General features: G+C 43.5%; 22 protein-coding genes. 1 reads left to right on the top strand and 21 read right to left on the bottom strand.

The genetic code is table 11. The features are described 5' to 3' along the window. Positions 1-56 precede the first annotated feature (56 nt). From bet to R7E78_RS09745, 7 genes are all read right to left on the bottom strand, one after another. Positions 57-1,061, bottom strand: a complete 1,005-nt coding sequence (gene bet / locus R7E78_RS09775) for a phage recombination protein Bet (protein ID WP_130268209.1) — start codon at positions 1,059-1,061, stop codon at positions 57-59. A 65-nt stretch (positions 1,062-1,126) separates the two neighbouring features. Beyond that, on the bottom strand, positions 1,127-2,008 hold the full coding sequence (locus R7E78_RS09770) for a hypothetical protein (RefSeq protein WP_014386737.1): 882 nt from the start codon (positions 2,006-2,008) through the stop codon (positions 1,127-1,129). A 9-nt stretch (positions 2,009-2,017) separates the two neighbouring features. Beyond that, positions 2,018-2,989, bottom strand: a complete 972-nt coding sequence (locus R7E78_RS09765; RefSeq protein WP_069541831.1) for an AAA family ATPase — start codon at positions 2,987-2,989, stop codon at positions 2,018-2,020. 213 nt (positions 2,990-3,202) lie between these two features. Continuing rightward, positions 3,203-3,379 carry a hypothetical protein gene (locus R7E78_RS09760; protein WP_153274587.1) on the bottom strand — a complete coding sequence of 59 codons (177 nt, stop codon included), beginning with the start codon at positions 3,377-3,379 and terminating at the stop codon, positions 3,203-3,205. Between the two features lie 372 nt (positions 3,380-3,751). Continuing rightward, positions 3,752-4,069 (bottom strand): hypothetical protein, encoded by a 318-nt coding sequence (locus R7E78_RS09755; RefSeq protein WP_138221981.1) that lies wholly within the window; start codon positions 4,067-4,069, stop codon positions 3,752-3,754. A gap of 261 nt (positions 4,070-4,330) precedes the next feature. Continuing rightward, on the bottom strand, positions 4,331-4,552 hold the full coding sequence (locus R7E78_RS09750; protein ID WP_014386733.1) for a hypothetical protein: 222 nt from the start codon (positions 4,550-4,552) through the stop codon (positions 4,331-4,333). A 165-nt stretch (positions 4,553-4,717) separates the two neighbouring features. Further along, on the bottom strand, positions 4,718-5,041 hold the full coding sequence (locus tag R7E78_RS09745; RefSeq protein ID WP_138221980.1) for a hypothetical protein: 324 nt from the start codon (positions 5,039-5,041) through the stop codon (positions 4,718-4,720). 296 nt (positions 5,042-5,337) lie between these two features. Here R7E78_RS09745 and R7E78_RS09740 point away from each other — a divergent pair, with 296 nt between their 5' ends. Further along, entirely contained in the window at positions 5,338-6,012 is a 675-nt protein-coding gene (locus R7E78_RS09740) for a DUF1845 domain-containing protein (protein WP_014386731.1), read from the top strand. A gap of 100 nt (positions 6,013-6,112) precedes the next feature. On the opposite strand, the gene R7E78_RS09735 is transcribed toward R7E78_RS09740, so the two are convergent. From R7E78_RS09735 to R7E78_RS09670, 14 genes are all read right to left on the bottom strand, one after another. Beyond that, a complete protein-coding gene (locus tag R7E78_RS09735; RefSeq protein WP_181382972.1) occupies positions 6,113-7,441 on the bottom strand; it encodes a hypothetical protein in 1,329 nt (442 codons plus the stop codon). A 227-nt stretch (positions 7,442-7,668) separates the two neighbouring features. Next, positions 7,669-10,449, bottom strand: a complete 2,781-nt coding sequence (gene traN, locus R7E78_RS09730; protein ID WP_014386723.1) for a conjugal transfer mating pair stabilization protein TraN — start codon at positions 10,447-10,449, stop codon at positions 7,669-7,671. Positions 10,450-10,644: 195 nt separating this feature from the next. Then, on the bottom strand, positions 10,645-11,652 hold the full coding sequence (locus tag R7E78_RS09725; RefSeq protein ID WP_014386722.1) for a TraU family protein: 1,008 nt from the start codon (positions 11,650-11,652) through the stop codon (positions 10,645-10,647). Further along, a complete protein-coding gene (locus R7E78_RS09720; protein WP_014386721.1) occupies positions 11,649-12,353 on the bottom strand; it encodes an EAL domain-containing protein in 705 nt (234 codons plus the stop codon). Before R7E78_RS09720 ends, R7E78_RS09725 begins: the two co-directional genes overlap by 4 nt. Further along, complete coding sequence (locus R7E78_RS09715) at positions 12,350-13,618, bottom strand: TrbC family F-type conjugative pilus assembly protein (RefSeq protein ID WP_014386720.1); 1,269 nt, start codon at positions 13,616-13,618, stop codon at positions 12,350-12,352. The genes R7E78_RS09720 and R7E78_RS09715 overlap by 4 nt, the downstream gene beginning before the upstream one ends. After that, positions 13,581-14,096, bottom strand: coding sequence for a S26 family signal peptidase (locus R7E78_RS09710; RefSeq protein ID WP_069541826.1), 516 nt, complete (start codon positions 14,094-14,096; stop codon positions 13,581-13,583). Before R7E78_RS09710 ends, R7E78_RS09715 begins: the two co-directional genes overlap by 38 nt. Then, positions 14,093-14,416 (bottom strand): hypothetical protein, encoded by a 324-nt coding sequence (locus R7E78_RS09705; RefSeq protein ID WP_014386718.1) that lies wholly within the window; start codon positions 14,414-14,416, stop codon positions 14,093-14,095. Before R7E78_RS09705 ends, R7E78_RS09710 begins: the two co-directional genes overlap by 4 nt. A 14-nt stretch (positions 14,417-14,430) precedes the next feature. Then, complete coding sequence (gene traC / locus R7E78_RS09700) at positions 14,431-16,881, bottom strand: type IV secretion system protein TraC (RefSeq protein WP_014386717.1); 2,451 nt, start codon at positions 16,879-16,881, stop codon at positions 14,431-14,433. Further along, positions 16,878-17,582, bottom strand: coding sequence for a DsbC family protein (locus R7E78_RS09695; protein WP_014386716.1), 705 nt, complete (start codon positions 17,580-17,582; stop codon positions 16,878-16,880). The genes traC and R7E78_RS09695 overlap by 4 nt, the downstream gene beginning before the upstream one ends. A 155-nt stretch (positions 17,583-17,737) precedes the next feature. Then, complete coding sequence (locus R7E78_RS09690) at positions 17,738-23,158, bottom strand: Ig-like domain-containing protein (protein WP_101905925.1); 5,421 nt, start codon at positions 23,156-23,158, stop codon at positions 17,738-17,740. 207 nt (positions 23,159-23,365) lie between these two features. Beyond that, complete coding sequence (gene traA / locus R7E78_RS09685; RefSeq protein WP_109320306.1) at positions 23,366-23,740, bottom strand: TraA family conjugative transfer protein; 375 nt, start codon at positions 23,738-23,740, stop codon at positions 23,366-23,368. 94 nt (positions 23,741-23,834) lie between these two features. Further along, positions 23,835-24,209, bottom strand: coding sequence for a TrbC/VirB2 family protein (gene traA / locus R7E78_RS09680; protein ID WP_014386714.1), 375 nt, complete (start codon positions 24,207-24,209; stop codon positions 23,835-23,837). Positions 24,210-24,223: 14 nt separating this feature from the next. After that, entirely contained in the window at positions 24,224-24,772 is a 549-nt protein-coding gene (gene traV / locus R7E78_RS09675; RefSeq protein ID WP_014386713.1) for a type IV conjugative transfer system lipoprotein TraV, read from the bottom strand. Continuing rightward, a complete protein-coding gene (locus R7E78_RS09670; RefSeq protein WP_014386712.1) occupies positions 24,772-26,121 on the bottom strand; it encodes a TraB/VirB10 family protein in 1,350 nt (449 codons plus the stop codon). The genes traV and R7E78_RS09670 overlap by 1 nt, the downstream gene beginning before the upstream one ends.

The following is a 26,121-nucleotide window of genomic DNA, read 5'->3' as shown; positions in this document are numbered from 1 at the left end:
CTCTCCTGTATTTAACAGGAGGAGTCCCCATCGCGGGGGAACTCCCCCGCAAGGGGTTAAAAGTAGTTGCCGTCACCACCCTCTTCCAGTTCAGGATCAGGTTCATGCAAACCTTCTTCTAGAGGATCAGGATCATGCTGAATCGGCTCATCTGGTAACTCAGATTGAACATCGTCAACATTTCCCTTTTCCTGGATAGAAGCTTTTTGGGTTACAGCTGGTTCCATGCTATCAATCTCTGCATCACGCAAATATTGAACCGCATACTCCAACTCGGCACCAGAGAACCGACTTTCAACATACTCGTGAGTTGCTGACCACGCATTTTGCGCAATAGCTCTATCTGCAAGTTGTTTTAAAAGTGGGTCCATTTTCTTTTTATGCTCCAAGGCCAATGGACTTGAGGCTTCAATGACAGCTGGTTGTTTTGTGGTTTGTTCTGACGATACAACATGCGCTTCACCTTCAATTATGCGTTCAGCTTCATCTTGATCGTAAATTCCAGAAAACCCCAAACCGATACGCAGACCTTGGATAAAGCCTTTGTGTCGTAACTGTCGTTTCGTGTGAGTCTGCCAAGGGCCAATAACAGTGTAAGGACCGTACTGACCCGTTGCTTCGACTGGTGGACGATAGACTTCATCAAGATATTCTCGAATACGTATAGACCGTGTACGGTCCTTTCTGTAAACGATACACTCCACCCATTCTGGACATTTCACCTTTGCTCCGGGCATTTCAATAAGATTTTCAGAGTATTCAAACTCCACCCCATCAAATTGCTTGTGCTCGTTGGCAATCCGGCTCCAGCCATCAACACCAACAACAGGTACTATGCCGCCGCTTTTATCGGGGAAAGCGTATATTTCTCGCGTAAACGGATTCAGATTGTACTGCTCCGCTACGATGAGTAATGCCATCATCTGCTCATCAGTTGGTGCGCTTCCGTCTCGCTGCTTAAAGGCTGTTAGCTTTAAAGTTTCAAAAAACTTCTTAGCATCAACCCCAAACCGCTGAGCCATTCTTTCAACTAATGATTTTGTTTCTGGTTTTGTAGACATGGTGTTCTCTCCGTTGAGATGGAAGGGACACCATGACCCCTTAGGGCACAGTGCCCCTCTAGGGGTTAAAAATAGGAATCTTCGGTTTCGCAATCAATGTTATCCAATCGAAATAGTTCGGCGACTAAACCAAGACGTTCTGCCGCTTCTCTAACTTCGTTGTAATTCCATCCGAACTCAAAAAATATTCCTTCCAAAGAATCAAATCCGTCATAAATAAACAGATCACCATCTTCTCCACAGATTTTAACCAAGCGTTTTTCATCATCTTTAAAAAACTCCTGCTCAAATCTGCGTTGTAAATAAATGAACATCAGCAAAGGCTCATAGCCATCCGAAGCAGTTAGCGTCCCAGCACCTTCCAACATCGTTGGACAGATGGTGTTTTCGCTAGCGCCGCTTTTTACAGTTAGCTCATACCCTTTATTGGTTCTCATTAAAACATCAGGTAATTGAGATTGAGATCCTTTCTCTCTGGCAACATCGAAGCCAAGCTTTGATGCACCATCAGTAAAGACCCCGACAATAAACCCTCGGAGTAGAGCATGATTTGAAGCATCAACAGGTGATGACAACAACCAGCTCAGTGAGTAACCATCTTTTGATTCTGTTTCGGCTTCAAGAGAAGACACAGCTTTTGTTGTGGCGTTTACCTGCACTTCATCGAGGAAGGAGTACCCCTCTTTAAGCAGATCATCAACATGCTGATTTTCTTTCTCTTTCACGGTGACAGGAATCGTATCTAAGCTGGTGGCTCTGATTATCTGCCCATCGAGCAAGATAGTCTCTTTCCACCCGTTTAACTCAAAGAACTCTACCAATTGGTATTCAGTTGGCCCATCAGGATCGATGGACCATTGAACTGGCTTGTAACCAAGCATTACCTTGTCGATAGTCGTTCCACGTTCACGGATGTAACGTTTGCAAATCATGTTTTGCGTATCCATGAGATCCCCCTATCGCCACTGCTCACCGAAAACGTCTTTCGCTATGCGAATGACAGCTTCTTTCTCCTCACTTGAGGCTCGGATTAGCAATGATTGTTGTAAGGCATACTCAATGGCATTTGGCGCACCACGAAATTGCAACGTTAGTTTTGCCCAGCGCACAAGTGTCCGCGTAGACATTGTGATGCTGATTTGTCCATCATCCCCGTTTTCACCCATAAATAGTTTACGAATTTCATTAGCAATTCGAACCATACCATTACGAATGTTGTCAGGAAGACGAGGAACTACTCGCTCCAGAACGCCGCGTTCATCTTGCTCTGCCATATATGGCACAACAGAGAAACGATAACGATCCATTGCGGCCAAGTTCTGCATCATTACGCCTTGGTATAATCCTGATGGATCACCTGAGCCTGTACTGTTACCAGTGACAATAACGCGGAACATTGGATGTGGTTTGATGATTTCTCCACCATTCTGAGCGATAACCAGTGGACGACCTTCAAGAATGTCGTTTAAACCGGAAAGCTCTGCTGGGTCAACCAAATCGACCTCGTTAATGAGGAGGACATGGCCTTCACGCATAGCGATTGCTAAAGGGCCATACATGAATTGCATGACGGGAGTCTCTCCAGGCTTTGGTGAAATCAAGGCATGATGTCCAACTAAATCTGTGAACTCTAAACGACCATTAGCCGTAATTTGTTGCACAGGCCAGTTAAGACGCCCTGTAATTTCTGTAATGCCAGAAGTTTTACCAGAACCTGTTGGTCCGGTGACATAGTACGCATCACCGCTGGGATCTTTCAAAAATGCCAAGCATTCTCTCAAGAATTCCTTACGGAAAACGTAATCGGCGTGAGTTTGTGGAATAAAAGGATTGCTGCTATCGGCATAGCCTTTGGCGAGAACCTTTTCCGGAATATCCGGCATACCAAAAACATCACGTACTTTGAAGTTTGCATATTGTTGAGACATAGGTGCGCTCCTAATTGGTTGTGGGCACACCTAGACCCGTACCGGGCTAAGTGTGCCCGGTTGGGCTATTTCAATTAACGTTAATTGCTGTTTGTTTTTAGCGACCAGCTATCGCATCTTCACTCTCAGATGAGAGCAAAAATCTTTTTAGGCATAATTGTCGTATGCCTAAAAAGACTTGGTAAGTTCGGCCCTAAACTGGGCCGAATTTGATTATGAACACGCGGATATAGTGTCATTTTGACCAATAATACCTAAACGCTTAGCCCAGTCAGTAATAACTTCTTGAGCTTCAATAACACTACAAAATTGTCGTGGATTGATAGATATCGTTCGGCCACTGGCTAAATACAACACACCCGCGCAATCATCATACAAGTGAACTCTCATACTATCTTATCCCCAATGCAATATTTCTCCTGACCCAATTTGCTTTGAATGAACATTTCCATAATGGAAAACGAAACACACGCTACTCAGAGACAGTGAACTATTGCTGTATAAAAAGGGACGTAATTTGTATTGGATTTTACTTGGCATGAACTGTCCTCCTTAGCCTGTGTCCTTCATTGTGTAACAAAGAGCCAGGTTATGGAGGCTTTGAATTTGAAACGCCAAATACCTGAGTACCGCTAAAAGCAATACCTGATACTGGCATGTTTTTTACCATACATGACTCCCATGACGCTTGTTTTCAAAACACGTACCACTACATGCTTTGAAAACAAGCCCCATTGGAGCTTGTTTATTTTGGCTATAAAGCTAAATCAACACATTCACAACAGGAACAGATACATACCCCGTTGGTAATTGCTGACCTGTGCGTTTAACAATTTTTGCTTCTTCAAGTACATCCAGAATACCAGCCAACTCAGAGTAATCTCTGATCGCTGACTGGTTTGGCTTGAACTTGAAATCAGGCAAACAAACCGTTGCAACACAAACTGGCTCTCCAGGAATAATACCTTGCTGACTATTATTCTTTGTGTCCGAGGCCACCAGCTCTAGAGCTAATTGTTGATTTGGATATTGGATCTTTCTTACATCACAATCATATCCACAAAAGTGTACAGTATTCATAAGTTACCTTGCTTTGTTAAGCAGAGATACCCTATCCCTTCTGGGGTAGGTCCCCCGCCAGGGTTAAATTACTGATCACGATTATCGTGCTTTTTGTTTAACTTTTTTTCTACAATCTTCTTGGTTATTAACCCAATAACAATGATAGCTATCAGGCCCCCCAAGATGAGCGAAAAATATAACAGGCTTCCTGTTGTCATTATTCTGTCCTCAAAGTGTCATTCAGATCCTAACGAAAATTAAGCTCAAAATTGAGCCTATTTATCCACTGTCACTAAATGCTACCAGAATGATAGAACCAACAACGTAAGCTGCCATGAAAACTAATCCCATAACAACAGCAGCGACATTAGCTCCGAGCACAGCTGCGGGATGTACACCACCAGTCATAAGACCAATACCACCAGTAATAACAGCACCAGTACCTAAGCCCAGCACTACATTCAAGATGGCTTTCCAGAAAGTAAATGTAATTTTGTTCATGATTTGTCTCCTTTTTGAACGTTTTTAAACGACAGAGACAAACTCACCCCTACGGGGTAGTTGCCCCCGTCAGGGTTTTTATTTTTAGAGATGACTGATGAGATGTACGTGTTGTACATCTCATCAGTCAAGTCTTTTGGTTGAGCTATACCCTTAAAGATCTACTTACCAAACCAGCGTTTTTCCTTTACGGATATACGTTGGAATTTCTAGATAAGCATATTCATCGACAGGTTTAGACGGAGTCGGTTGTTCTTGAGCAGGCTCAGGAACAACAGCAGTCTGAACAGCTTTCGCTTTTTGTTCAGCTTTTTCTTTAATAACGGCCTGTACAGACCGCGCTTTGTTACTCGCTTTGTTCCAAAAGAACAAACCTAAGTTCTGGAACTGCAACGCAAGAAAAGTAAATGCTTTCGCAAATACCATTGCTCCTACGTACAATGCGCCAAGACTAGCTACGATAACAAAAACGAAAGTGATGATGTGCATGGTGTTACTCCTTATAAAACTAAGGGGAGCAACACCCTTGGTCGGGGTATTGTTCCCCCGATTGGGTTTTGAAATGCCATACGGCATATGATTAATGCTGATTGTTTGTGGAGACCAGCTATCTCACATAAAGCCGCAGAGCGACTAAAGAGTCTTTACTATAGCACTTCTCGTAAAATGTAATAAATCGTTCTATCTGCCCGTTCTGGGCACATTTGTAGCTAAGGATTCGTCAATAGACCTTTTATCCTGTATCTGCGTTTATCTGTATCTGTATTCAATTGAAGGAGAAAGAAATGACAGACTTAGCAGAAACCTCTTTGGAACAACAACCAACCAAAAAAGAGCGCAACAATGCGGACCTTTCTCGCCCTGTATTCAAACGAGTGCTGAAAGTGAACAGTCTGCAAGCTCAACGTGTAGTCGAACGCAGCTTTCAGCGCGTTTCCGATTCACTGTTTTCGATTGATGTTATTTTGCGAATCATTGGTGAACAAGATGAAATTGACCAAGTAGAAAGCATCATCCAGGAGCACATCGAGAAAGTATCCGTTGATCTTGATACCGCCACTAATCAGCTACAAAAACTGATGGAAGACAACGGAATTGAAGGCGCTCCAGAATATACAAGCCCAAACCAGTACGATATCGAGATCAACTCACCACAAGTAGCTCAATTTGCTCACCTAGTGCGCAAGTTAGATAACTTGATGTTGTTAGTCGATACTCTATGGCTAAATAGTATCCTCACAAGCAAACAGCGCAAAGACGCCACTTATCAATGGCAACAACGCTTAATCAAACTTGCTGGCCGAATTATTGGTATTGAGAAGCGAGCTCGTATCTCAGCGCACTCCAAAGGCAAGAAAGATGAAGTTGAAGCAGCTGCTCCAACTCAAGAAACTACTGATGAAGAAATTGCATCCGAAGCCGACAATGCTGAATCTGGGGAAGATGAAAAGGCAGCTTAACGCTTTATGTCGGTTATCTATTGAGAGCCCTTCTACAACAGAAGGGCTTTTTTGTGTTTCTCACTTTCACATGTGAAAGTCAAAAATGTCATCATTAACTTTAACTATTCGCTATTAGCCACGAGTCATCTGGAATGTGACCATTGCGTACTGCGATTTTATAAAAATCGGTAATCGTTGTTACTCCACGTTGCAAGGCATACTCAAGATAGTCACCCGATTGTCTACTTGGAACATATTTGCTCATTTGTTCTGGAGTTTTAATGTAGTGACTCAGCTTGTAATCGACCCAGCCAGTCTCTGCGTTCGGCGTCAATGTCACTGTAACTACCGTGGACATACCTTTTAATCGGAAAGCATAACCTGATTGAATGGGCTCATAGTGTTCTATCGCTTCATTTTCAAACACACCATCAATTGTCCAGCCTCGCTGGTTGTTGCTACCCTTTTCTCCCGAAATCATCTTTAAAATTTCCGATGAGTATTTCAATGTACTGTTGAAGCCATTACCACGACTATCAATTCGTGACGATTCATCATTCATCAATAGTTTGTTAGGGTTTAACAATGCGTACAACAGATTTTTATCTTCTTCACTGTTCAGATCTCCGTACAACTTTTCAAGTGTGTATTCAGGATGACTCTGCGTGTGGAAAGTAATAAATCTATGATCTTTCAATCTCTCAGAGATATGAGTACGGCCAACGAGATTGAATTGCAATAACCAGTCACGGAAAACACACCAGTCATTTAGCACGTCAGCAGGGATCGTTTCCGCTCCCCAAACATCTAGTGAAGCTCTAATTTTCCAATTACTACTAGATGTATCACCTTTGGGCTTGAGATAAATCAATTCTACATCGCGGCGATTAGGATCTACCTTAAATGCTTTTAGGGCAGAATGTTCCATAAGTACTGCGTATACATTGAATGGTGATTCTGAAAAATCGAGCTTTAGAACAGGCACATAATTTTTTCGCGTTGCCGCAGCGTTTATTTCATCTCGTATTTTCTCGAATGACCCAGAAAAATACTTACTCCCTTCATCAAGCATCATAGGCAATTTTGCTTCTGGGTGAGTATTAGACAAAACCACTTCGGCGTCATTCATTTCTAAACTTGCCCTTTCAATAATTTGAGGAGGTATATCTGGCATCTTTGACGAGAATGTTTGACTGATCGCAGTTCGAATGCTCTCGTGAAGAAAGCACCTTAAAGGTTCGCCTTGGTCGGCCTGCTTTCGAAACTGAGTCGATTGAAGTAAATCTGCGTGTCCTTTATAGCCTAAAGACTGAGCCAGCCAGTCATTACGTTTGAATGCGCTCAGAACTTTGGTTTTGGACTCTTTTGCTATAAGAGATGCAAATGACTTGGCGATATTTTTGAATGCATCCGTTTGAGACGGATAAATTGGGTATGGAGTATCCATAAGTTAATCCCTTCACTTGGCTTAAAATTTTTGCTACGTCCACCTCGCGCAAACACAGCCATTAGTTTCAGGTTAACTGGTTTGCGGTATCACGTTTTGGCACTGGTGGATGCCGAGGGAAACGCTCAAACCTCATGGATTTAATCTAACAGGTTCAGCGAATATTTCAAACAAGAAAAAAGGCGCTCAAAATGGGAGCGCCTTTAATGTGTATACAACTGGTCTTTTTAATAACCTGGAGCACCTGTATCTGGAAGGATGGAGTCTCCCGCATCTTTTCTTGTTTTATCGAGATCAGACCCCTTCAATCTCTCCTCAGCTCGCTCTTGAGCATTAAGTCGAGTTCCATCAACATTAAACGCACTACCAGATCCAGTAAGGCGGTCTAAAGTCATACCAGCAGGATCGTCAAAGTGACCATTAACTCTCAGCAAAGCTAACCATTCATCCAGATTTACCTGTGTCCAGTCAATCTCAGATAAACGATCCAGTGGAATACCATCGCACTGAGGAGCTTTTGCAGGGCCGAAGTTCATTCCTAACTGAGGTCTTACTTGCTCCTGAATAATTCGTGATAGTGGAGAGCTAAAACAGCAGTATGCTTCGCGTTTTTCGATACATGCTCCCAGCACTTTTGATTTGCAATATGAACCAACCTTAGTGCAGCTATTCAATGCTCTTTTTGCATTCAATTCAAACTCTTCTTCTTCACACTTCCAAACTATTTGAATGATCATCATAGCCACAACATAAGCGGTATACGCGGCCATAATACCACTTAGTACACTCGCTGCCTGTTGTCCTACCATTTGCTCCATCATACCTTCCGATGCGCCAGCTGGTACACCAGCGCTTCCTGATGCAGATGCATTCCCTAGAGCTTTACTGGTTATTTTGGTGATTTCATCTTTGAGAGCCTGAATTGCCTCTTTTGCCAAGTCAGTGATTGGTTTAGTAAAGTTGTCAATCGCACCTGTAATGTTCTCAATATATGAAGTGAACGGCTTGGTGATTTCGGTCCAACCACTAATGGCTGGATCACGGATGGCTTGATAAGCACCTTTAATTGCACTGCCGTTATCCAGTGACATAATGGCACCATCCAGTTTAGGAACTGACATCATAAGAGTCAGATAGTCTCCCATAGATAGGCCGCTTGGTTTCTCACAACAATCCTGAGCCCCCCCAACAGCTTTTTTACATTCACCTGGATCGCCACCAAAAGCCTTACAAATAACGTTTTCTGTACCTGTTGGGTTATCGTTACCATCAGTACCAGTACACGCCATATCTTGTGTCATAAACTGAGCAGCATTCAGCAGTGCGGCAGCTCTGGCAAAGTCGGTACTTTGTGTCTTATTAACGTCTAAGCACTCGTCACCCATGCATTTTATTGGCCCACCACATGTAAAGTTTGTTTCTTTGTCTAAAGTAGGTACATCAACATCCGTCCCGCAATCAAAGGTATCTTCTTGCACATAACATGTTCCTGAACTTCCCTGAGCACCTTCCACACACTTAGAACTAACAAAACCGCACTGCGGGTTATCTTCCAGAACCTTACATGAATCAAGGTTGCCACCTTGATTATTTGGGCACTGTATTTCTCCTTGTGGGTCAGTCCAACACTCCATTTGCCCCTTGTAGAAGTCATAGTCAGCTTTTACTCTGACTTTTGTGCATAACTTAGGTATCCCAGGCAAAGGAGGCTCACTCAACATGTCCTCGCAAACTTTAAATCCATTTTTTACTACACAACCAGACGCATTTACATCAGATGGTTGCTCAATACAAGAGAATTGACCAGAAGCAAAACCATCTCGGATACCTACAGCTGCATCGAGACAACTCTGCGGGGTCCATGTGTCTTTGAATACTGCTTTTGAACGATCGTACTTAATTTTTATCCGACCAAAACCTTCACCATTACCAGCAACAGAAACTCTGATTTTAAAACTAACCACATCGCCTGGTTTTGTGTTTTTAAAGTGAGACGTCACATCAGTGTTGGGGTTAGTTTGCCAACTTGTACTTAGCTCACATGCACCGGGAGTTTCTGGGGGGAAGTTACTATTCGGACCTTGCCATACTTTGTTTTCACTGCCAGGAGGACCTACTAATACTTGCATATAGTCATCCCACTTAGCATATTCTAGTGTCGCTGAAATGATTGCATCAGGATTATCAACTCTAACCTGTGTTGCCTGCTCATAGATTGTACACCAGCCTGACCAGTAGTTATCGCCAACTTTACCGATCCAAAGTTCAATACAATCATCCCCACACGGCTTAATGTTAAATGGGCCATCATGGTATTTTATGATTTCAGCGTCATACTCATGCAACACTTCACAATCGGCACTTTTATCCGTTACCCTTTCACAAGTTCTATAATCTGGTATATGCGTTGCAATTGTATTGTTGTTAATGATTGTTTCAGCAGAACAATCACCAAAACCTTCTGATATCACATCAATGTCTTCATAGGTTTTCTTACTAAGGTTCATCAAGGGGTCATTGCTGAAATCAGGCTTTGATTGGTTTGTTGCATCCAAGAGAACTTTGTAGGCTGCTCCTGATATGGTGGGGCTCCCACTATTAGCATCACTCCATAGAGAGCTTTTTGCATTACCACCAATAGAATCCATACCATTGTTGTCATTATAGACACCTTCTAGTTCACCTAAGTTCGGGTTTCCATCTGGGAAGTAATAACTTGAAGGGTCACTATTGGAGCTGCTTGTACCCGGAAATAAATCATTTACATTTATAGTTCCACCACCATTTTGAAATTGACCATTTTCAAGTGTTGGAAAACTAATATTTCCGTTGTTAACTCCTCCTGGAGCGGACTTGAACGAAGACACTAAATCATTTGCTAAAACTTGCGCTTCTCGTCCTGCCTCACTAGCGCTATTGCCGTTAGCATAGGCATGTATCGGCAAGAAAGGGGTTGTCACTATTAGCAGAGAAGCGACAGCCCTCATCAACCTTGTATAATTTCTCATTACTTTATTCCTGTAACCCGTTCTTATTACCCCTCAACATATATCGCCATGATAGTCGCCCGACCGAGTTTCTTTAGACTGTGGAACTGTCCATTTTGGACAACACTGGGGTCGTTTACCTACGCTGCTCATGTCCTCCATATAAAGAAAAAGCCCCAAAACGGGGCTAGTTATTAGTGATTTCTTTGTTGAGCTTTAGTTATTACAACAATCATTCCAGCGCCATATCGTGTAAATAGGATCTTGACCTATTGCTGGAATTGTTTTCCCTATCCCCCACGTTAACGTTGACTCTCCGATAACATGTGAAGAATTTGTTTCTGCGACTGGATGCAATAAGGTAAATTTGTATTGTGTTTTGGGTAATGTTGGGCTTATGACACCATTACACATTGCATCAGAACCCATCGTCTTCCATGACAAACCTCGACGATGCAAAGCTGTTAGAACACGGGTTGCAAGTAGACTACTGTCTTTGATCACCCCTTTTCCACCATTTTGGTTTCCACTTAAAGGGTAAATTGACCCCCAACTACCTGCACACCAAAACAACTGCTTGAGAGGCTTACCAATACTCGCAGCCGCAGCGTCAGCTGTACATGCTGCCGCTGCTATAGGATTAGCGACAGCAGCAGCTTCGGGATTAGTAAAAAATGCAAGTTCATCAGAGTTCCAAGTAGGGTCTAACTCGGACAGGTACATAATATCTAAATCAGAGTAACCATCAGCATTGCAGGTCTTCTTCACGAACAGTTCCAACATTGTCATAAGAGGAAAGGCGTAAAAGTGATAATGCATAAATGAGCCATCACCACCGTCCATCGTTCCTTCTCCATGATGACCTTGGAACGTTCTGTCAAAGGGGAATCTAGTTCCATTAAGCACAGAAGAGCACCCTGGAACTCGTTGAAATTCAACCAAACGAGCAGGTTCCCACATTGACGTAGTTACACCTGGTCGTGGTATCCCATTGTTATCTTGGCAAGCACACAAAGGGCTCCCAACTGCATCAGACGGATAAGAACCACCACCTCCGCTCATTGTTGCCCCTGCCACTCGAATCGGAAATATGCATGACCAACAGATATCAGTAAAAAGTTTAGGGCCAATGACTTCTGCATTCTGGCATCCTGGATCAGCTTTAGCAGTCCCCGCCAAGGCAAATAGGGCCACTAATAAAATTGAATTCAATATTTTATTCACGACATAACTCCAACTCTAACTGGCTCAGATACTTGTGCTTGTTTTATTAATGAGTTCACTTCAAGGTCGAACGTGACGGGTTTGCCATGCAAAAAACCTTGCTGCCACTCTAATCCAAGAAGTTTTGCCACTTCTGATTGAGCTACACTTTCAACTCGTTCTGCAATCGGTGTTATGTTGTTAAGACGACAATACTGAACCGCCGCGTTACCTGCCAAACCCTTCAATTGTCCTATTTCAACTTTGCAAAATTGCCAAGAGTAAGATGTTAGGCGACTAACTGATGAGTGATCTTCTCCAAAGTCATCCATAGCTAAAGCAACATTGAACTGACTAAGTAAGGACCATGCGTTATCCAACTGTTCTGGTGTTACCTTTTCCGTGATTTCTATAACTACTTGGAATGGGGCTTTATCTGTAAGCTCTTTCAACAATTTGAACCACTTCATTCGCATGTCTGAAAAGCTCAATGTCTGTGGCGATACGTTAATAAAAATACTGGGGTAAAGCCTTTCGATAACAGGGACAAGGGGAATCAGAGATTTCATTATCTCTAAATCCACCATACCCCAATTAATCGGTGTTTTGTGGTCTGCTGGACCATAGACTTGACCTTGATGGTGCCATCTAGAAAGTACTTCTGCTCCAACAGTATTGCTACCATTTGAGGTAATCGTCTGAAATGCAGGGATCAGGTTCATTCCACAGCCTCCTTAACATCAAATTCCCTTACCAAAAAGTTATTCCCTTGAGCTGTAATTACTGTTGGCGTGTACTCGACTTGGAAGCGATTAACTACATCCGGCGTAAGCAGATAAACAGGAGCGTCAACTGTGTCCGTAACATGTTTATATGAATCCCAACCACTATCGCGCTCAAACTGAGTAGCAATATATGTGACTCTTTGAACCCCACGTTCTTGCTGCACTTTAGGGACAAGTTCAGTCAACAGTTCCATTTGCTTTTTATCTAAAGGGTCGAAAATGATAACGGCCTGAGTAAACTGACGAGTTCCCGGCTTACACTCTTCGCCGTGAGCGCAAAGTGGATTTATAACCTCACCTTTACGAGCAAACACAACTCCCTCAGCGGTACTTATGTCCTTCGATAGGTATATGCTTGGGTCAAGCAATCGCTCTCTATATCGTGGTGCCCGTGGTCTTTCGTTGAACTGCTGGTTATGCCAAAACCGCTTTACTGCCTGATCTTTCTTTTCTTCCCAGTCAATACCCGCTAGTTGAGCTTTAGCTCTCTCGATAAAGTCTTGCTCCGCAATTTCAACTGCTGGACCTCGAACTCCGAAGTCGCCAGACTCACCAGCATCCACCTCTTTTCTTATCCACTCCAGCGTCGATAAACCTGTAACTTTTGCGAGTTCTTTGGGATCGTGTCCAGGCTTAGTTTCTTCTTCAAGCACGACTATTGTTGGTACTGACGTGACATTATGTTTTTGGAACAAAACAGAGTTGATAACGACATTAGGCACTGGGTCCATTTGCTCTGCTAATTTTTGAACAGCTTTGATGCCATCACCAATGCTCATACCATCCGGAATTCCACGGAAAACCACTACCACATCATCTTCACCTGATGCCGTATCAAGGACGTCTTTCAGCCCTTCTTTTCCCAATGAGTAAGATGCAAAAATAAGAGTGGAGTGCCCTGTGTAGACACTTTTTTCGGCCTGTCTTTCTGCCATTGCTTTCAGCGTGGGGTCAGATTCTTGTAATTGCTGAAAAAACTGACGTGCTTCTACCTGAGATTGATCTAGATTTTTATTCTTCGCCCAATCAGGAAGCTCTTCCATTTGGCGAGCCTTCTCTGCCAACTCTCTTCCTTGCTCGATGATAGCCATATCCTCGCTAGTTAGAGGACTGTTACTAGCAAAAACAGAACTTGAAATGAGGGCCGCAACTAATACAGACAATTTAGAAAAGCGGATATGCGCGGCCAATGATTTGCTCATCTTTTACAGCTCCCCAATAGCGTGAATCAAAACTCGATATACTTTCCCCGAGAAACCAATAATGTTTCTCTGGAAGAACACCTTTCCCAAAGAAATGACTAGCAGGAACATTCAACTTATTAGCCAGTTGTAACCCTACTTGTTTAACCTCTCCGTTCACTACAACTTCCCAGTTTTTATTGACTTCAACAGTATCGCCTGGCATCCCGGAAAGGACTTTTAACATCCTTGTTCCATCATCATAAAGTGGCTCCATACCCTTTGCTGAAAAGGCGTAAATAGCATCTCTATGGAGTTCTTTATCTTTTAGGTCGATAAGGTAGACAGAATGATTAGGTAAACATCGCTCTAATTGAGGGTCATAACCGATTCGGTAACGTCCCGCAAAGGACGTCCCAGCAACCCAAAGAAGAGCAAGTACAATTGCAGCCTTTAAAGCAAATCGCTTCCAAGATTCTTTTCTAACAATGAGCTTCATTCCAGTATTACCTCCGAAGGTAAATAAATATCCTCAGGGGCACCTAAAGTAGCGGCACCATCAATAATCAAGTACCCCGCTTCTTTGAGTTTGAAGATTGCGTTGTTTGTTTTAAGCATCAATTGTTCGATCTCAGCCTCATCAGCTCCGGATGGGTATGAGCTCGCAATTTTCGTGAAATCCACAACAACTACTGGAGGCGTTAACGCTAATCGGTCATGAAGTGCTGCGGTTTCTTTGACCATGAAGTAATAAGAACCACCAAATCCACCAGCTGCACCTAACAACGCCGCAATTAAAATTGATTTAAAGTTCATCATCCTTTCCTTTTTAGTTATGCGGCCATGCCACGTTGATGCATTACTTGACGTATTGCGTCAGTGATATTTAAGCCCTGATCTACATACTTATTGATATCTCGGATGTCATCCGGGTCTGTTGAATAAAGTAGTTTTTGGAAATCACCTACAACCAAACGGCCAACACCAATGCCAGCTTTTGATTTAATGAAGATTTCTGAATAAGCACCTAGAATGGTGTGAACAGTTTTTAGGGTATGGAAACCACCTTCGGAAAGAGACAGACGGCCACTTCGTTTTACGGATTCTACTGACTCTTCTGTCTGACCAAGTAGGTACATGGAAGCTGAGTTCTCAGCAATAGCGCGACCCACAGGGTTTTCATACAGGTCGTTGATCGACTGAGTACAAATACCAATACTTCCACCGTACTTCCTTGCCTTACGGTATTGGTGTTCCATAAATGTACTAACTTCACCCTCTTTAAGCAGATCCCATGCTTCATCAATGATGACGACTTTTTTACGGTTACGTTCACCGAGGAACATTTCCTGCTGAATCTGGTAAATCATTTGCAGCAAAACAACCTGACGTAAATGCTTGCGGCCTTGTAGCTCATCAAGCTCCAGGACTGTAAAACGGTTTTGGAAGTTAACGTTATTCGAACCAGAGAAGTAGCTACCGTAACTACCCTTTGATGTGAATGCATATAGCTGTTGACCGATGTCTTTAATTCGTTGCTCATCAGACTCACAACACTTATCAGCGATGTGGTCTACAGTCATATCACGGCCAATAACTTCCCAGAGCTCGTTCATAATTTGCTTTAAACCTGCGAGTTGGTATTCATCCAACAAGCCTTTCTCGGATGCCATAGCTTTGACGATAGAGACAACACCATCCTCTTCTTCTTTCCAGTTCGTGATCAGTTCAAATGGGTTCAAACAAATGTTGGAGCCTTCGGCGAAATGCACAAAGTCCCCTTTCAGCAGTTCACACAGGTCTTTGTATGACTTACCTGCGTCTATAACCCAAACTTGAGCCCCCTCAGACAAGTAACTGAATATCAATTCGTTGGTAAGGAAACTTTTACCCGATCCAGATTCCGCTGCGACCACTAAGTTTTTGTTCGTGTCGCTATCATGCAAAGACAAGCTCATTAGCTGTCCGTTACGAGAAATCAATGCAGAGTGGAAAGTGCCAGTCCCTTTCCACTCGCCAAATACCGGTAATAGAACTGATGCCTGTTCAGTGGTCATGGTTTTATAACGAAACAGATCTTTTACGGCTTTTCGGTCGGTACAGAATGGCAAGCAATTGATAAACATTGGTAACGAGATAAATTTGTCTTCCATCATCTCGAAGCGGTTCTCGCGCCAGATGTTACGCGCCGCTGTTGCTGCTGCTTGAGCGCGTTCAGCTGTAGGAGCAAAAAGCACCAATGAGTAACTTACACGGACAGGTTTTGAGCCTTCTTTTAATGACTCATACAAAACATCAAAGTCATGCTTTTTGTCAGCAAGTACTGGAACAAATTTCAGCATAGGCCCGTATGCTTGGTTTACTGTAAACTGACGTTTTCTTTCAAGTGCATTCTTGGTGTTTTCAACCTCTGGGAAAAACAGGTTTGTCACGACCATGTAGTTTTCACGAATAGCTGAGTTGCCCCCACTGAGATCCCCAACAAAGGTGATTGCATCACCGAAATAGAAAGAGTCGGGCATTTTCTTCGCAGACATAACCTTAACGTGATAATCGCCTAAACGTAGACCGCTCTTATCAACTTCCAAATCTGTGCCGTAATCAAAAATTTGCTCACAAATGGGCTTGTCTGTTTCCCAATCGCAACCATCTGTTCGCCATGATGCCTCAGGCCCCCAATTGAGCATGGTATTCATTGTTCTGATGTAACCGACAGCAGTTAAGGGGACAGGGTGAACACCAATCGTTCTTAGTGAAGACTCAACTTTAGTCCGTAGGTTTGCCAGAGAGTCTAGTTCTTCCTGAGACGGTTCATTGGCATGTTTGATGGGCACTTTTACGGTGACGAACAGTTTTAGGTCGTGGATTAGACCAAGATCAAATGTTCCTTTCTTACATTTGGCAACCATTCTCTCGGTCGTATGTTTTTGAAGAAACTCCATTCGCTGCTCGATTGAAGAGGTCAACAGATCATCTCTGTAACCATCACGTAACCCCATCATTCGATACATTTCATGGTTTAAGTCAGGAGATCGAAACAAGATAAACTGCATGGTGGTTTTGGCCGGGTACTCCTGGTTCATAAAACCATTAACACGCTCTTGAATCTTTTCGTCAGCCCCGCATAGAGGATGGCAGTAGAAACCAAAGCCAATGCTTTTATCATCCATCAAGAAGGTGTAATCATCTTCTGAGTACGCAAGCACGGGGACAATCCCAGCAGCTCTTAAATGCTCTGGGATAAGCTTTTCTTGGAGCTTTTTTCTTATCGTAATAATGTTCATTTATCGCTCTCCAGCCATGTTTTCAGGTCCATATTCTGTGGTCGGCCAGCGTTGACTCGCCCATCAGGTGCAATCAAATAAGGAACACCTCGAATATTTAGTAACTGTGCGGTAAGCAGAGTGAGATCATGACGTTTACTGCTGCATGATGTTGGGTAGGAACCAAGCTTTCTTTGGCTAAGCGCTTCAAACGCTTTATCTTGGTCAGTTATGCAAGACAGAGCGCGAGCTAAACGGTTTGACTTATCACCAAGAATAGGTATCACGACAAACTTAAACGTGTATTCATCTTTAAGAGCTTTCGCCTCTTCCATTAGCTGGTGGCAGGCACCACACTGAGGGTCAACAAAGACCACTACTTCTTTTGGGCCAGTCCCAAGCTTTGCCACATTCATCGCATCTATATCGACATTCATGTCACGTAGCCTAAATCGGTCAGCGACATCGCGCATTTCTGTCAACGTACTGAGAGGCTTCTTTTGCCAGAGATCGTAGATTTGTCCTGAAATAACAAAGCGTCCATTCTCTGACAAAAACACGATTTGACCGTCACTTTCTACTGCATTGATGCCATAAATTGGCAACTCAACCATTCCAGTAATCTTTGCCTCTGCTTTCTGCACATCAGCAGCAGTAAAATCTTTCGCTGTTGCTACAGTACTAAGCAGCATGAGCACTGGTGCTATTGCTTGTTTCAACATACCTATCCTTTAACCGTCAGTTACTTTTTCATCAGTTGGCAGTTTATTCGGGATATGGATACAAGCCTGCATCTGTAGTTGCCCTGTTTGGTCAATTAGAGCGGAGAGACAAAAAAGCCCGGCGAGTGCCGGGCTTGGTTTAGATAGTCATACTTTTATTGAAGGGTCACAGGATCACTGCGACCACCAGCATCATCTATACCAGTCAAAGTAACTTCTGGCATTGCATCATAGCTGCGTTTGCTGATCGTCAATCTTCGTGATGAAGAGGCAACAGGTTCACCATTAAGCGTCCATTCAAATCCTTTTACACGACCATCGACATCATCACATGAGGCATACACAAGCCATGCGAATGTACTTTCTCTGTGGTCGATAGAACAAACCGGAGCTTGGTTTTCGATAACTTTTATCTTCAACTCTTTCTCCACTTCTTTGCCCATTTCAGACTTAATACGGAAGTTAATTGTGTGTTCTCCCGCGTCAAGCGTCATTCTTCCATAACGACCAGTGTCTTCAAGAGACTTCCCATTAACGGTGTACTGCATCACATTAATTCGGTCTCTTGGGTGTCCACCTTCAATATATGGACGAACCAAAACATCCAGAGGTTCACGATCTAGCTTATTTGAACCTGAGTATTCTAGTTCTACCTTATAGTTTTCAGCTTGACCTACCGTTATCGCTAACTGAGCTTCTGCTTCGTTACCACGAGCATCGCGCACAATGACCTTCACAAGGTGCTCGCCCGGCTCTGTGATTTCAAAAGAGCGAGACGTGTCTCGTTGATCTTTAAGCTTTGCACCTTCCGGTAAGATCCATTCGTAGGTAGGCTCTTCAAGCTTGCCTCGGAATCCAACAGGACGAACAGAAGCGCTAACAATAGCTGGTGCTACATCTGCATTTGCTCTGTAGCTGAGTGCAAACTCAGGCCAGACATATTGCCATACGCGAGCTTTGTATACCGTTTCCGATGTAGAAGACTCCTTGTAACCGTCGATCCATGCTGTGTATTTGATTTCAACACGAGCTTGATCCAAGTCTGCTTGATTTGGAACGTACTCAGCAGTGTTGCCTTCAATAATGGTTCCATCAGGAAGCGTGAAGAAACCCTTAACTTCGGCATCCAAATCTCGATAAGGCAGTCGAGTATCTGCGGTTAGTTTGTAAGTAAAGTCTTTCTCTACTAAACGAGGTCCATCAATACGAATACGCGGAGCTTTAACAGCTTTAAACTCTACGGTTTTCTTGGCCTGGCTATACGCATACGCATCATCTTCTGGAGCCATCGTCGAACGTACACGAGCAATTAGCTTAACTCGTTGTGGTTCTTCTCTGGTTAGCGTGATACGTGGAGCCGCAGTAGTGTAAGTCTTACCACCATCTTCTGACCACTCAATCACAGCTTTACTTGCATCAAATGCGTTCTCGCCATCCATAATGGTCGCTGAGTATTCAGAAGAACTACCCACCAAGAGCGTATCAGGACCAGGAACATCAACTTCAAGCGCTTCATACGAAACAATTTCTACATTTTCAGTGTACTTTTCTAAGCCCGAGTTTACGTTTACAACTTTAGCTCGAACTAGATATTTACCAACACCGAAACTCTCTACGAAACTGTACTTTCTACGCTCTTCTGTAGCATGTTCATTCCATGTCTGACCATCGTCATTACTCACTTCCCAGAAGACATCTCCAACTGAACGATAATCAAGCCGATCGACAATACCTAACTTAAAAGCGGCATTGAAAGGAGCTGCACCTGATAAACGACGAGTTGTAACCTCACCATCAATTTTGTTACCACGAAGAACCGTAGCAAAAATTGGGCTTGGAGATGCCTCGATACGTTCATATCCTTCAACTGGGCTAACAAGCTTCGCTTCTGCGGTAAATCGAATGTAGCTAGAGTCTACTTTCGACATTTCAACTGCTATTTCAGCTGAACCGTTTTCTGCATCCACCCATTCTGACATTGGTTCAATCTCTCCTGGAGAGATCTGACGAGACAGACGAACCTTCCACTGCCCCATAGTTGCTTCATCATATTCGTCGTTCCCACGGTACAAATCGCGTATATCGACTTTTACGTTCAGCGTTTGGATATCGAGAACAGTATTACCATCCATTGACAGCATTGGACGAATACCTTTGCTTGGCATTGCAATCAGTCGATATTCTTTAGTGCTCTTAATTTCAGGTACTTTTTCATATGAAGAGTCAACTTGGTAAGTTACTTCTTCCCACAGTTTGCGGTCATCTGTTCGAATACGACGATTCACCTTCATCGCTGTACCCATACCGGATGAATGCACTTCTGACTCAAGTGTTTCATTGTTCCTAGATATAGAAACCCTCAAGTCTGATGGCTTCGCATTCACTTGGACATCACCGAAATAATCACCAGTCATAGGAACGATGTAGATGTTGTCCTTGAAGTGATAATCGGTCATCAGATCAACTTGAGGAACCGCTGGGTCAACAACCTCGATGTTAAAGGTCTCATCCGCTAACGCTACACGAGCTCCACTACGAGAGAAAATGCTAACGCGCCAACTTAAAGGAACCGTTGCTTTTTCTGCCAATGAACCAATTAGTGTTGGTGTGTCGTATCGAGTATCTTGTAGCAGCCCTTCTGGAACTTCTTTCCACTCAAATAAGCAGCTTCTGTGCGCCGCTTCGGATACACGTCCACTCTCATCTTGCTTGGCTTTTTCAGCATCCATCGTCAGGATACAGCTTGGACCTGAGGTTTGTCGTAACTGAACATTTAAGTTCTGGATAACACGGTCTACTTGAGCAATATCTGACTCTGGTAAGTAAGTTACTGAACCCAAAGCAGAGACCACATTTAGCTTTCTGTTACCGCCGCCGATTTTTACCTTATCTTCGCCGTTAAACAGATATACACCATAAGTGACATCCTGTTCACCGATCTGCAATGCTTGACCAGATATACCAGCAACTCGATTACTGTTTACCACTTCGGCTTCATCTGGAATCTGCTCCCACTCAACAAAACATACAGGGTCTTTGATAGGATCTGATGATTGAGCTTCTTGCAGGTTCGTCGAATAGCGACATGGTACACCTGAGTCGGCAGAGACTTGGACATTGAAGTTGTCGATGACTTGTCGAACTTCCCAGGTATTGGCCGTTAAGCTTTCACTCGCTTTCCATGTTTTGATATTGGCTACCAAAACTGGTGAGTTAGGCGCTGTAGTCATAACCAAAAGGCTTGCTGTGCCAGCATCTGCACCATCAACAGCTCGAACTGGAATACTTAATCGTCCTCCAGTAGAAGCAAAGCTATGATTTTTCATAATGTCAGCAGTTTGGCCTGGTTCAACTCGAATACCGTTTACCACCAAAGGAATTTGAGCATCACTTCGCAATGTCACCATTACGTCGTATGAGCCAGTTACGACCGAACCATCACTTAACGTTAGAGGTTCAGTTTCGATGATGTTCTTACCGTCTGCATAGGTAAACTCATACGGAACTGCCGGAATAGCCATATTGCCGTTAAATCCGCCTGAAAGCGTAATTTCACGAGGTTTATAGTTAAACACTACGGCTTTTGTCGCTTCGTTACTCTGGTTATCTACAGCCTTTACGGTAAGAGTATAACTCTCACCTTCTGCCAGCGAAGGGAACATCACAGGGTATTCCAAACGGAATCGACCATTTGACTCTTCACGCCATGACAATTGAACAGATTCATCCGCCGGACCGCCGACTAAAGCAATCGACGTTACCTTCGGTGTACTGTCTAAGTTATCAGAAAGATTGATAACAACGTCATCCAAAGACTGGACATCATCAGTAACATTGACAGATAACGTTGGTGGCGTGTTATCGACTAAGATTTGCTCACCATAACTTTGCGTAGCACTGTTCCCATAGGTATCTATCGCTTCGGCAGACAGGGAATAGTTACCATCGGTCAGACTAGCAAAATCAAACGTCGCAATTTTAGTTTTATAGTCAGGTGAAGTGTACGATGAACGCGGCAGCTCGATCCGTTCTTCACCATTATCAGCATATGCTTTAAACACATTAGTGTCCCAATGACTTATCTGCCAGTTATTGACTCTATCATTATCAATAACCCGTACTGTCATTTGGCCTAATGTTTTATCAACAGAGACATTATCTATTGTTGGTGGATTCATATCCCAAAATGTGTACAGATACCCACCATGCACTGAAAATGATCCATCTTCTTTTGCTACATAATACTGAATTGGGCTGTATCCTCGCCCTGATGTCCTACTTACATTGACCTCAGCCTCACAAAACGTTTCATTTGCAGGGATCACACAAGCTCCAAAACCACTAAGCCAAGCTTTCTGGTTATATGGCCTTGCTTCTGAATGTATACGGACCTTATCCACCACGTAAGGGTGAGAGTAGCGTGGTCTTTCACTTGAGACCCACCCACCATCACTTAGATGATATTCAAGCTTTATTGGTTTAGGACCAAGAGAAGCCCCACCAGCTAGATTAAAATTAAAATCTGCGTAACGATGTGTTGAGTAACCACCAGCTTGGGTGAAGAAATGGAAATATGAGTATTTTTGAGGGTAGTTTAAACTTACATTTCGGTAAATAAATTCATTATCTTCCGAATCATAGGTTGTATCTCCCCATCCATATTTTGTTCCATTAAATGCAGTATGTTCCTGCTTTCTTCGTTTGTAACGAATTTGAACAGGGTTTTCATAAACATTCATACCCGATGTGTAGGGTTTCCAAATGCCTTCGGAACTATCGAATACTTCCGTCCAGACCTGGGGAACAACCTTATCAATCGTTGAAACTCTACTGATTTCTGTCTGGTTTCCTGCTTCGTCACTGATTGAAAAACCAAGAGTATACTCTGCTTGATTTTCAGGAGCCATCGAGCTACTGACTGCACTGCCGACAGGTAAAGATGCCACTCCCTGAACTGTATCCAAGGATGCGTTCGTTTCTCGTTTTTGCCCAGAAGAGTCGATGGTAAAGAATTTTGCTGACGATATACCGCTATCATCATCAATCCCTTCCAATCTCAACTCTTTACCCGCATAACCGTGGTTAAAGACATCAATACTACCCATACTAAAACCACTTCTGACCCACTGAATCTCCCCAGAAATAACAGGAGGTGTGATATCTACAATAATTGGGTATGTATCTGTTTGAACAGAATCTCCAACAGACGTAAGAATTTCTGCCTTAAATGAGTACTCGCCCTCCCCCGGAGCGGCTAGTTCTAACTCCGCACCATAATAGGACTTTCCATTAACTGTAATACGGTCTGCGCCTCCAAGCAGGTGACTCGTAGCCGAATTCACCACTGAACCGTCTGGCCTTACGATAGAGATTTTAACCTTACGGTCGATCCCTGCACTCAACGCGAACTTTATGTTCCCTGTTGGGTTGGCGTAAACGGTGCTTGGAGATAATGTGCGTTCTGCACCATCAGGTGTATTAAAGCTGTATTCTAACAATTCCGCTTGAGCTAATGGTGCAGCAATTGCGGCCATCGCACCAAGCAAGACTGGTAGCCTTAGCTTGAACTTATTCATAATGTTTTCTCCAATAGCTATTGAATAGGGTTACAAGAACCCAATACAGGAGGTTACTGGAGTAATCGGCTATACACAGACTGTGTAACTGCCCAATTTGAGCGTTTTTAAAGCGTTTTTCTGGGAGGGAAATCACTTGGCATTTTCTGACGACTGAAACCAAAAATGCCAAGTATAAAAGGAGGGGTTAAAGTGAGTATTGAGACCTTATAGCCCTAAGCCGTTACTGAACTGAATAGCTGCTGGAGCAATTTTTTCAGCTGACTCTAATGTAGCTGTCATAATCGCTTCTACAACCGTAGGGCTGTTGTATAGACCAACACCACCGCCGATACCCATTGCGAATGCCATGATACTTTGACGAGCGATACCACCAACGATACCTACCAAAATCATTGAACCAGCAATGATGCGACCCAGTGTACCTTGAGTCCAGTCGGTGATGGTGGTCCAAATGTCATCGAACTCTGTACCACCAGTACCAGCGTGAGCTTGGTTCGCAAACATAAGTCCAACGATCATTACTAAACCGACGTAGAAAAGAAGATTGGCTTTATTGTTAGCCTTATTTGTGATTTCCATGATTTTTTTCCTGATTTTCAATCTTAAAAAAGGCAGTTGAGATATTCAACTGCCCGTTATATCAAGTACTTACAAAGTACTGTTACGTATGAAATCACATACCTAATCCGTTGCTTAGTTGAATTGCAACTGGGGCAACTTTGTCAGCAGTTTCAAGAGTTGCTGTCATGATAGATTCAACAACGGTAGGGCTGTTGTACAAGCCGACACCGCCGCCGATACCCATCGCAAATGCCATCAAGCTTTGACGAGCGATGCCACCAACGATGCCTACCAAGATCATTGCACCTGCGATGATTCGGCCAAGCGTACCTTGAGTCCAGTCAGTAATGGTGGTCCAGATATCATCAAATTCTGTACCGCCTGTACCAGCGTGGGCTTGATTGGCAAACATAAAACTGATCACCAGAGCCAACGCCACCCAGAACAAAAGGTTGACTTTATTGTTTGATGTGGATGTGACGTTCATTTTGCTAAGTTCTCCTATTTAGTTTCTGAATTAGCTTTGGGTTTTATCGTTTGCAAGGGTTTGAGCATAGGTACATCTTGTTGAGTCCCTTCCCCAATTACCCACTTGCGCGGTTCTATTTCGGTGTAAACGTACCCAGTCACAATCAAGTCACCATTGGTATCCTCCCAAGGGGCTACCCATATGCGCATGACCTGTGCTGGAGTACGAATAGGCACCGGACGATTCGGGAGGCGCGGTGTGACGTAATTGTCTATCACTGAATCTCCCGTCGATGATGAGTTGGCTATCTCTCCTGGAACAGAAACAGGCTCTTCTCCAGGCTTTACTGAGCGTGGGATATTGCCATCGTTTGTCGCCGCATAGACATCTCGCGCTGACATACACTGAACACCATCAGGAATACCTGAACAGCTATACTCATCACTGCCGATTGAGGTACAGCCTGATAGCAATAAAGCGCTGCCCAAAATCATCGACACTGTAGATTTTATGGGCTTAACCATTGGAAAGCCCCCTGTGAAACTGCCCTTTCTGGTCAGCTTTTGTGTTTTTTTCGTCATTATTTTGTCCCCTGCGATTTAAGTTTTAGTTGCTGCCCCTTGGTGATAATTACGTCAATTTGACGACCTGCATCGACCTCTATTACAGGGAACATTCCCTCAGCCATATCAAGATAAAACTGAGCAACCTTCTCCATCGCACTTGATGCGCCTTTTGATATACCACTCTGCATAGTGTTTTCATTGAACACGTGTTGATATACAGGTGTGTCTGTTGGATTAGTGTTGATAACTGGAACTGGGTTTGTATCAAGCGCTTGAGCAAAGCCACTCAAGAAACCAGCCGTCAAAGATTTGGCTATCATTGCACCTTGTTTAGATACTAAGCGGCCACGTACACCAGCTTTACCATCTTCACCCACTGCATATCCGTCCAAGCGAGACTCAATTACGCCGCCGTCTTCACGAACACAGGAAATAACCTCGCCTCGTAGATATGCCCTTTCTGAGCTCAGATCGCCGTAACCGGATACAATCAAGAAACACTCACGAACATCGGCTCTGAATCGGTTAGGTAAAATAGCTTCCTTCTGGAGTCGAATTGTTGCTGGGAAAGGGTCTTTTCTTGCTCCCTTTGCGGTAGGAGCATCCATACCAGTGATCGTTACACCAGTAAGAATTGAACCCGCAGGTAAGTAGATAGAGTTGTCTTGGTCCTCCTGCTCTTCCGCCGCTTTCTCTTCTGCTTCGTTGTATTCTGTGTAGTTAACAATTCGAATGCCCGGTTGAGCGGTAGGTTTACCTGATCTATCCGATTCCTTACCCGTTGGTTTGCTGTGAGAGTTAGCTGGTAGTGGAGCTTTCTTAAAGAACTCATTAGGGTCCTTGTAATCAAGCTTTTCGGTAGAGGTGTATCCACCAGCTTGTTGAGCGCCCTGTTCCTCTGTCAAACCAGTTTCAGCGCCACCAGCTGTAGGCTTCCCTGAACGTTTTTCAGCGTCTTTCTGAGCTTTTTCTAAATCTCGCGCTAAGTTTCTATTTTCTTGAGAAAGCTCCTTAACATCGCGTTTCAGCTGTTCGAGTTCCTTACCTATATCAACTGATGCACCAGCCTTCGACTTAGTGTTCTCCAGTTCACGTTTTACTTTGTCCAGTTCACGTCGCAGTTGTTCTTGTTCAGCTTTCGTTGTTTTAAGATTGCCAACCAATGCATCCATACCCGCTTCACGAGTGCCCTTGTCAGTTAATACGTGACGGATGGTTTCTTTACGACTTTTATTGCTGGAGTCACTTGTACCTTCATCAGAAAAAAGACTCACAGCCACAAACAGAACGAAAACACCACCTGCAACAGCAACCCAACGCTTTTTGTTTGGATCGAGCTCGTTCCACCAATTCATATTAATCAT

The organism is Vibrio sp. YT-19(2023) (assembly GCF_033337395.1).
The sequence above is the reverse complement of the archived record's forward strand: the minus strand, read 5'-3'. Positions and strand labels throughout refer to the sequence as shown.

Coding starts and splice junctions, on each gene's coding strand:
- bet (WP_130268209.1), bottom strand. CDS start 1,061: ATGTCTACAAAACCAGAAACAAAATCATTAGTTGAAAGAATGGCTCAG.
- R7E78_RS09770 (WP_014386737.1), bottom strand. CDS start 2,008: ATGGATACGCAAAACATGATTTGCAAACGTTACATCCGTGAACGTGGA.
- R7E78_RS09765 (WP_069541831.1), bottom strand. CDS start 2,989: ATGTCTCAACAATATGCAAACTTCAAAGTACGTGATGTTTTTGGTATG.
- R7E78_RS09760 (WP_153274587.1), bottom strand. CDS start 3,379: ATGAGAGTTCACTTGTATGATGATTGCGCGGGTGTGTTGTATTTAGCC.
- R7E78_RS09755 (WP_138221981.1), bottom strand. CDS start 4,069: ATGAATACTGTACACTTTTGTGGATATGATTGTGATGTAAGAAAGATC.
- R7E78_RS09750 (WP_014386733.1), bottom strand. CDS start 4,552: ATGAACAAAATTACATTTACTTTCTGGAAAGCCATCTTGAATGTAGTG.
- R7E78_RS09745 (WP_138221980.1), bottom strand. CDS start 5,041: ATGCACATCATCACTTTCGTTTTTGTTATCGTAGCTAGTCTTGGCGCA.
- R7E78_RS09740 (WP_014386731.1), top strand. CDS start 5,338: ATGACAGACTTAGCAGAAACCTCTTTGGAACAACAACCAACCAAAAAA.
- R7E78_RS09735 (WP_181382972.1), bottom strand. CDS start 7,441: ATGGATACTCCATACCCAATTTATCCGTCTCAAACGGATGCATTCAAA.
- traN (WP_014386723.1), bottom strand. CDS start 10,449: ATGAGAAATTATACAAGGTTGATGAGGGCTGTCGCTTCTCTGCTAATA.
- R7E78_RS09720 (WP_014386721.1), bottom strand. CDS start 12,353: ATGAACCTGATCCCTGCATTTCAGACGATTACCTCAAATGGTAGCAAT.
- R7E78_RS09715 (WP_014386720.1), bottom strand. CDS start 13,618: ATGAGCAAATCATTGGCCGCGCATATCCGCTTTTCTAAATTGTCTGTA.
- R7E78_RS09710 (WP_069541826.1), bottom strand. CDS start 14,096: ATGAAGCTCATTGTTAGAAAAGAATCTTGGAAGCGATTTGCTTTAAAG.
- R7E78_RS09705 (WP_014386718.1), bottom strand. CDS start 14,416: ATGATGAACTTTAAATCAATTTTAATTGCGGCGTTGTTAGGTGCAGCT.
- traC (WP_014386717.1), bottom strand. CDS start 16,881: ATGAACATTATTACGATAAGAAAAAAGCTCCAAGAAAAGCTTATCCCA.
- R7E78_RS09695 (WP_014386716.1), bottom strand. CDS start 17,582: ATGTTGAAACAAGCAATAGCACCAGTGCTCATGCTGCTTAGTACTGTA.
- R7E78_RS09690 (WP_101905925.1), bottom strand. CDS start 23,158: ATGAATAAGTTCAAGCTAAGGCTACCAGTCTTGCTTGGTGCGATGGCC.
- traA (WP_109320306.1), bottom strand. CDS start 23,740: ATGGAAATCACAAATAAGGCTAACAATAAAGCCAATCTTCTTTTCTAC.
- traA (WP_014386714.1), bottom strand. CDS start 24,209: ATGAACGTCACATCCACATCAAACAATAAAGTCAACCTTTTGTTCTGG.
- traV (WP_014386713.1), bottom strand. CDS start 24,772: ATGACGAAAAAAACACAAAAGCTGACCAGAAAGGGCAGTTTCACAGGG.
- R7E78_RS09670 (WP_014386712.1), bottom strand. CDS start 26,121: ATGATTAATATGAATTGGTGGAACGAGCTCGATCCAAACAAAAAGCGT.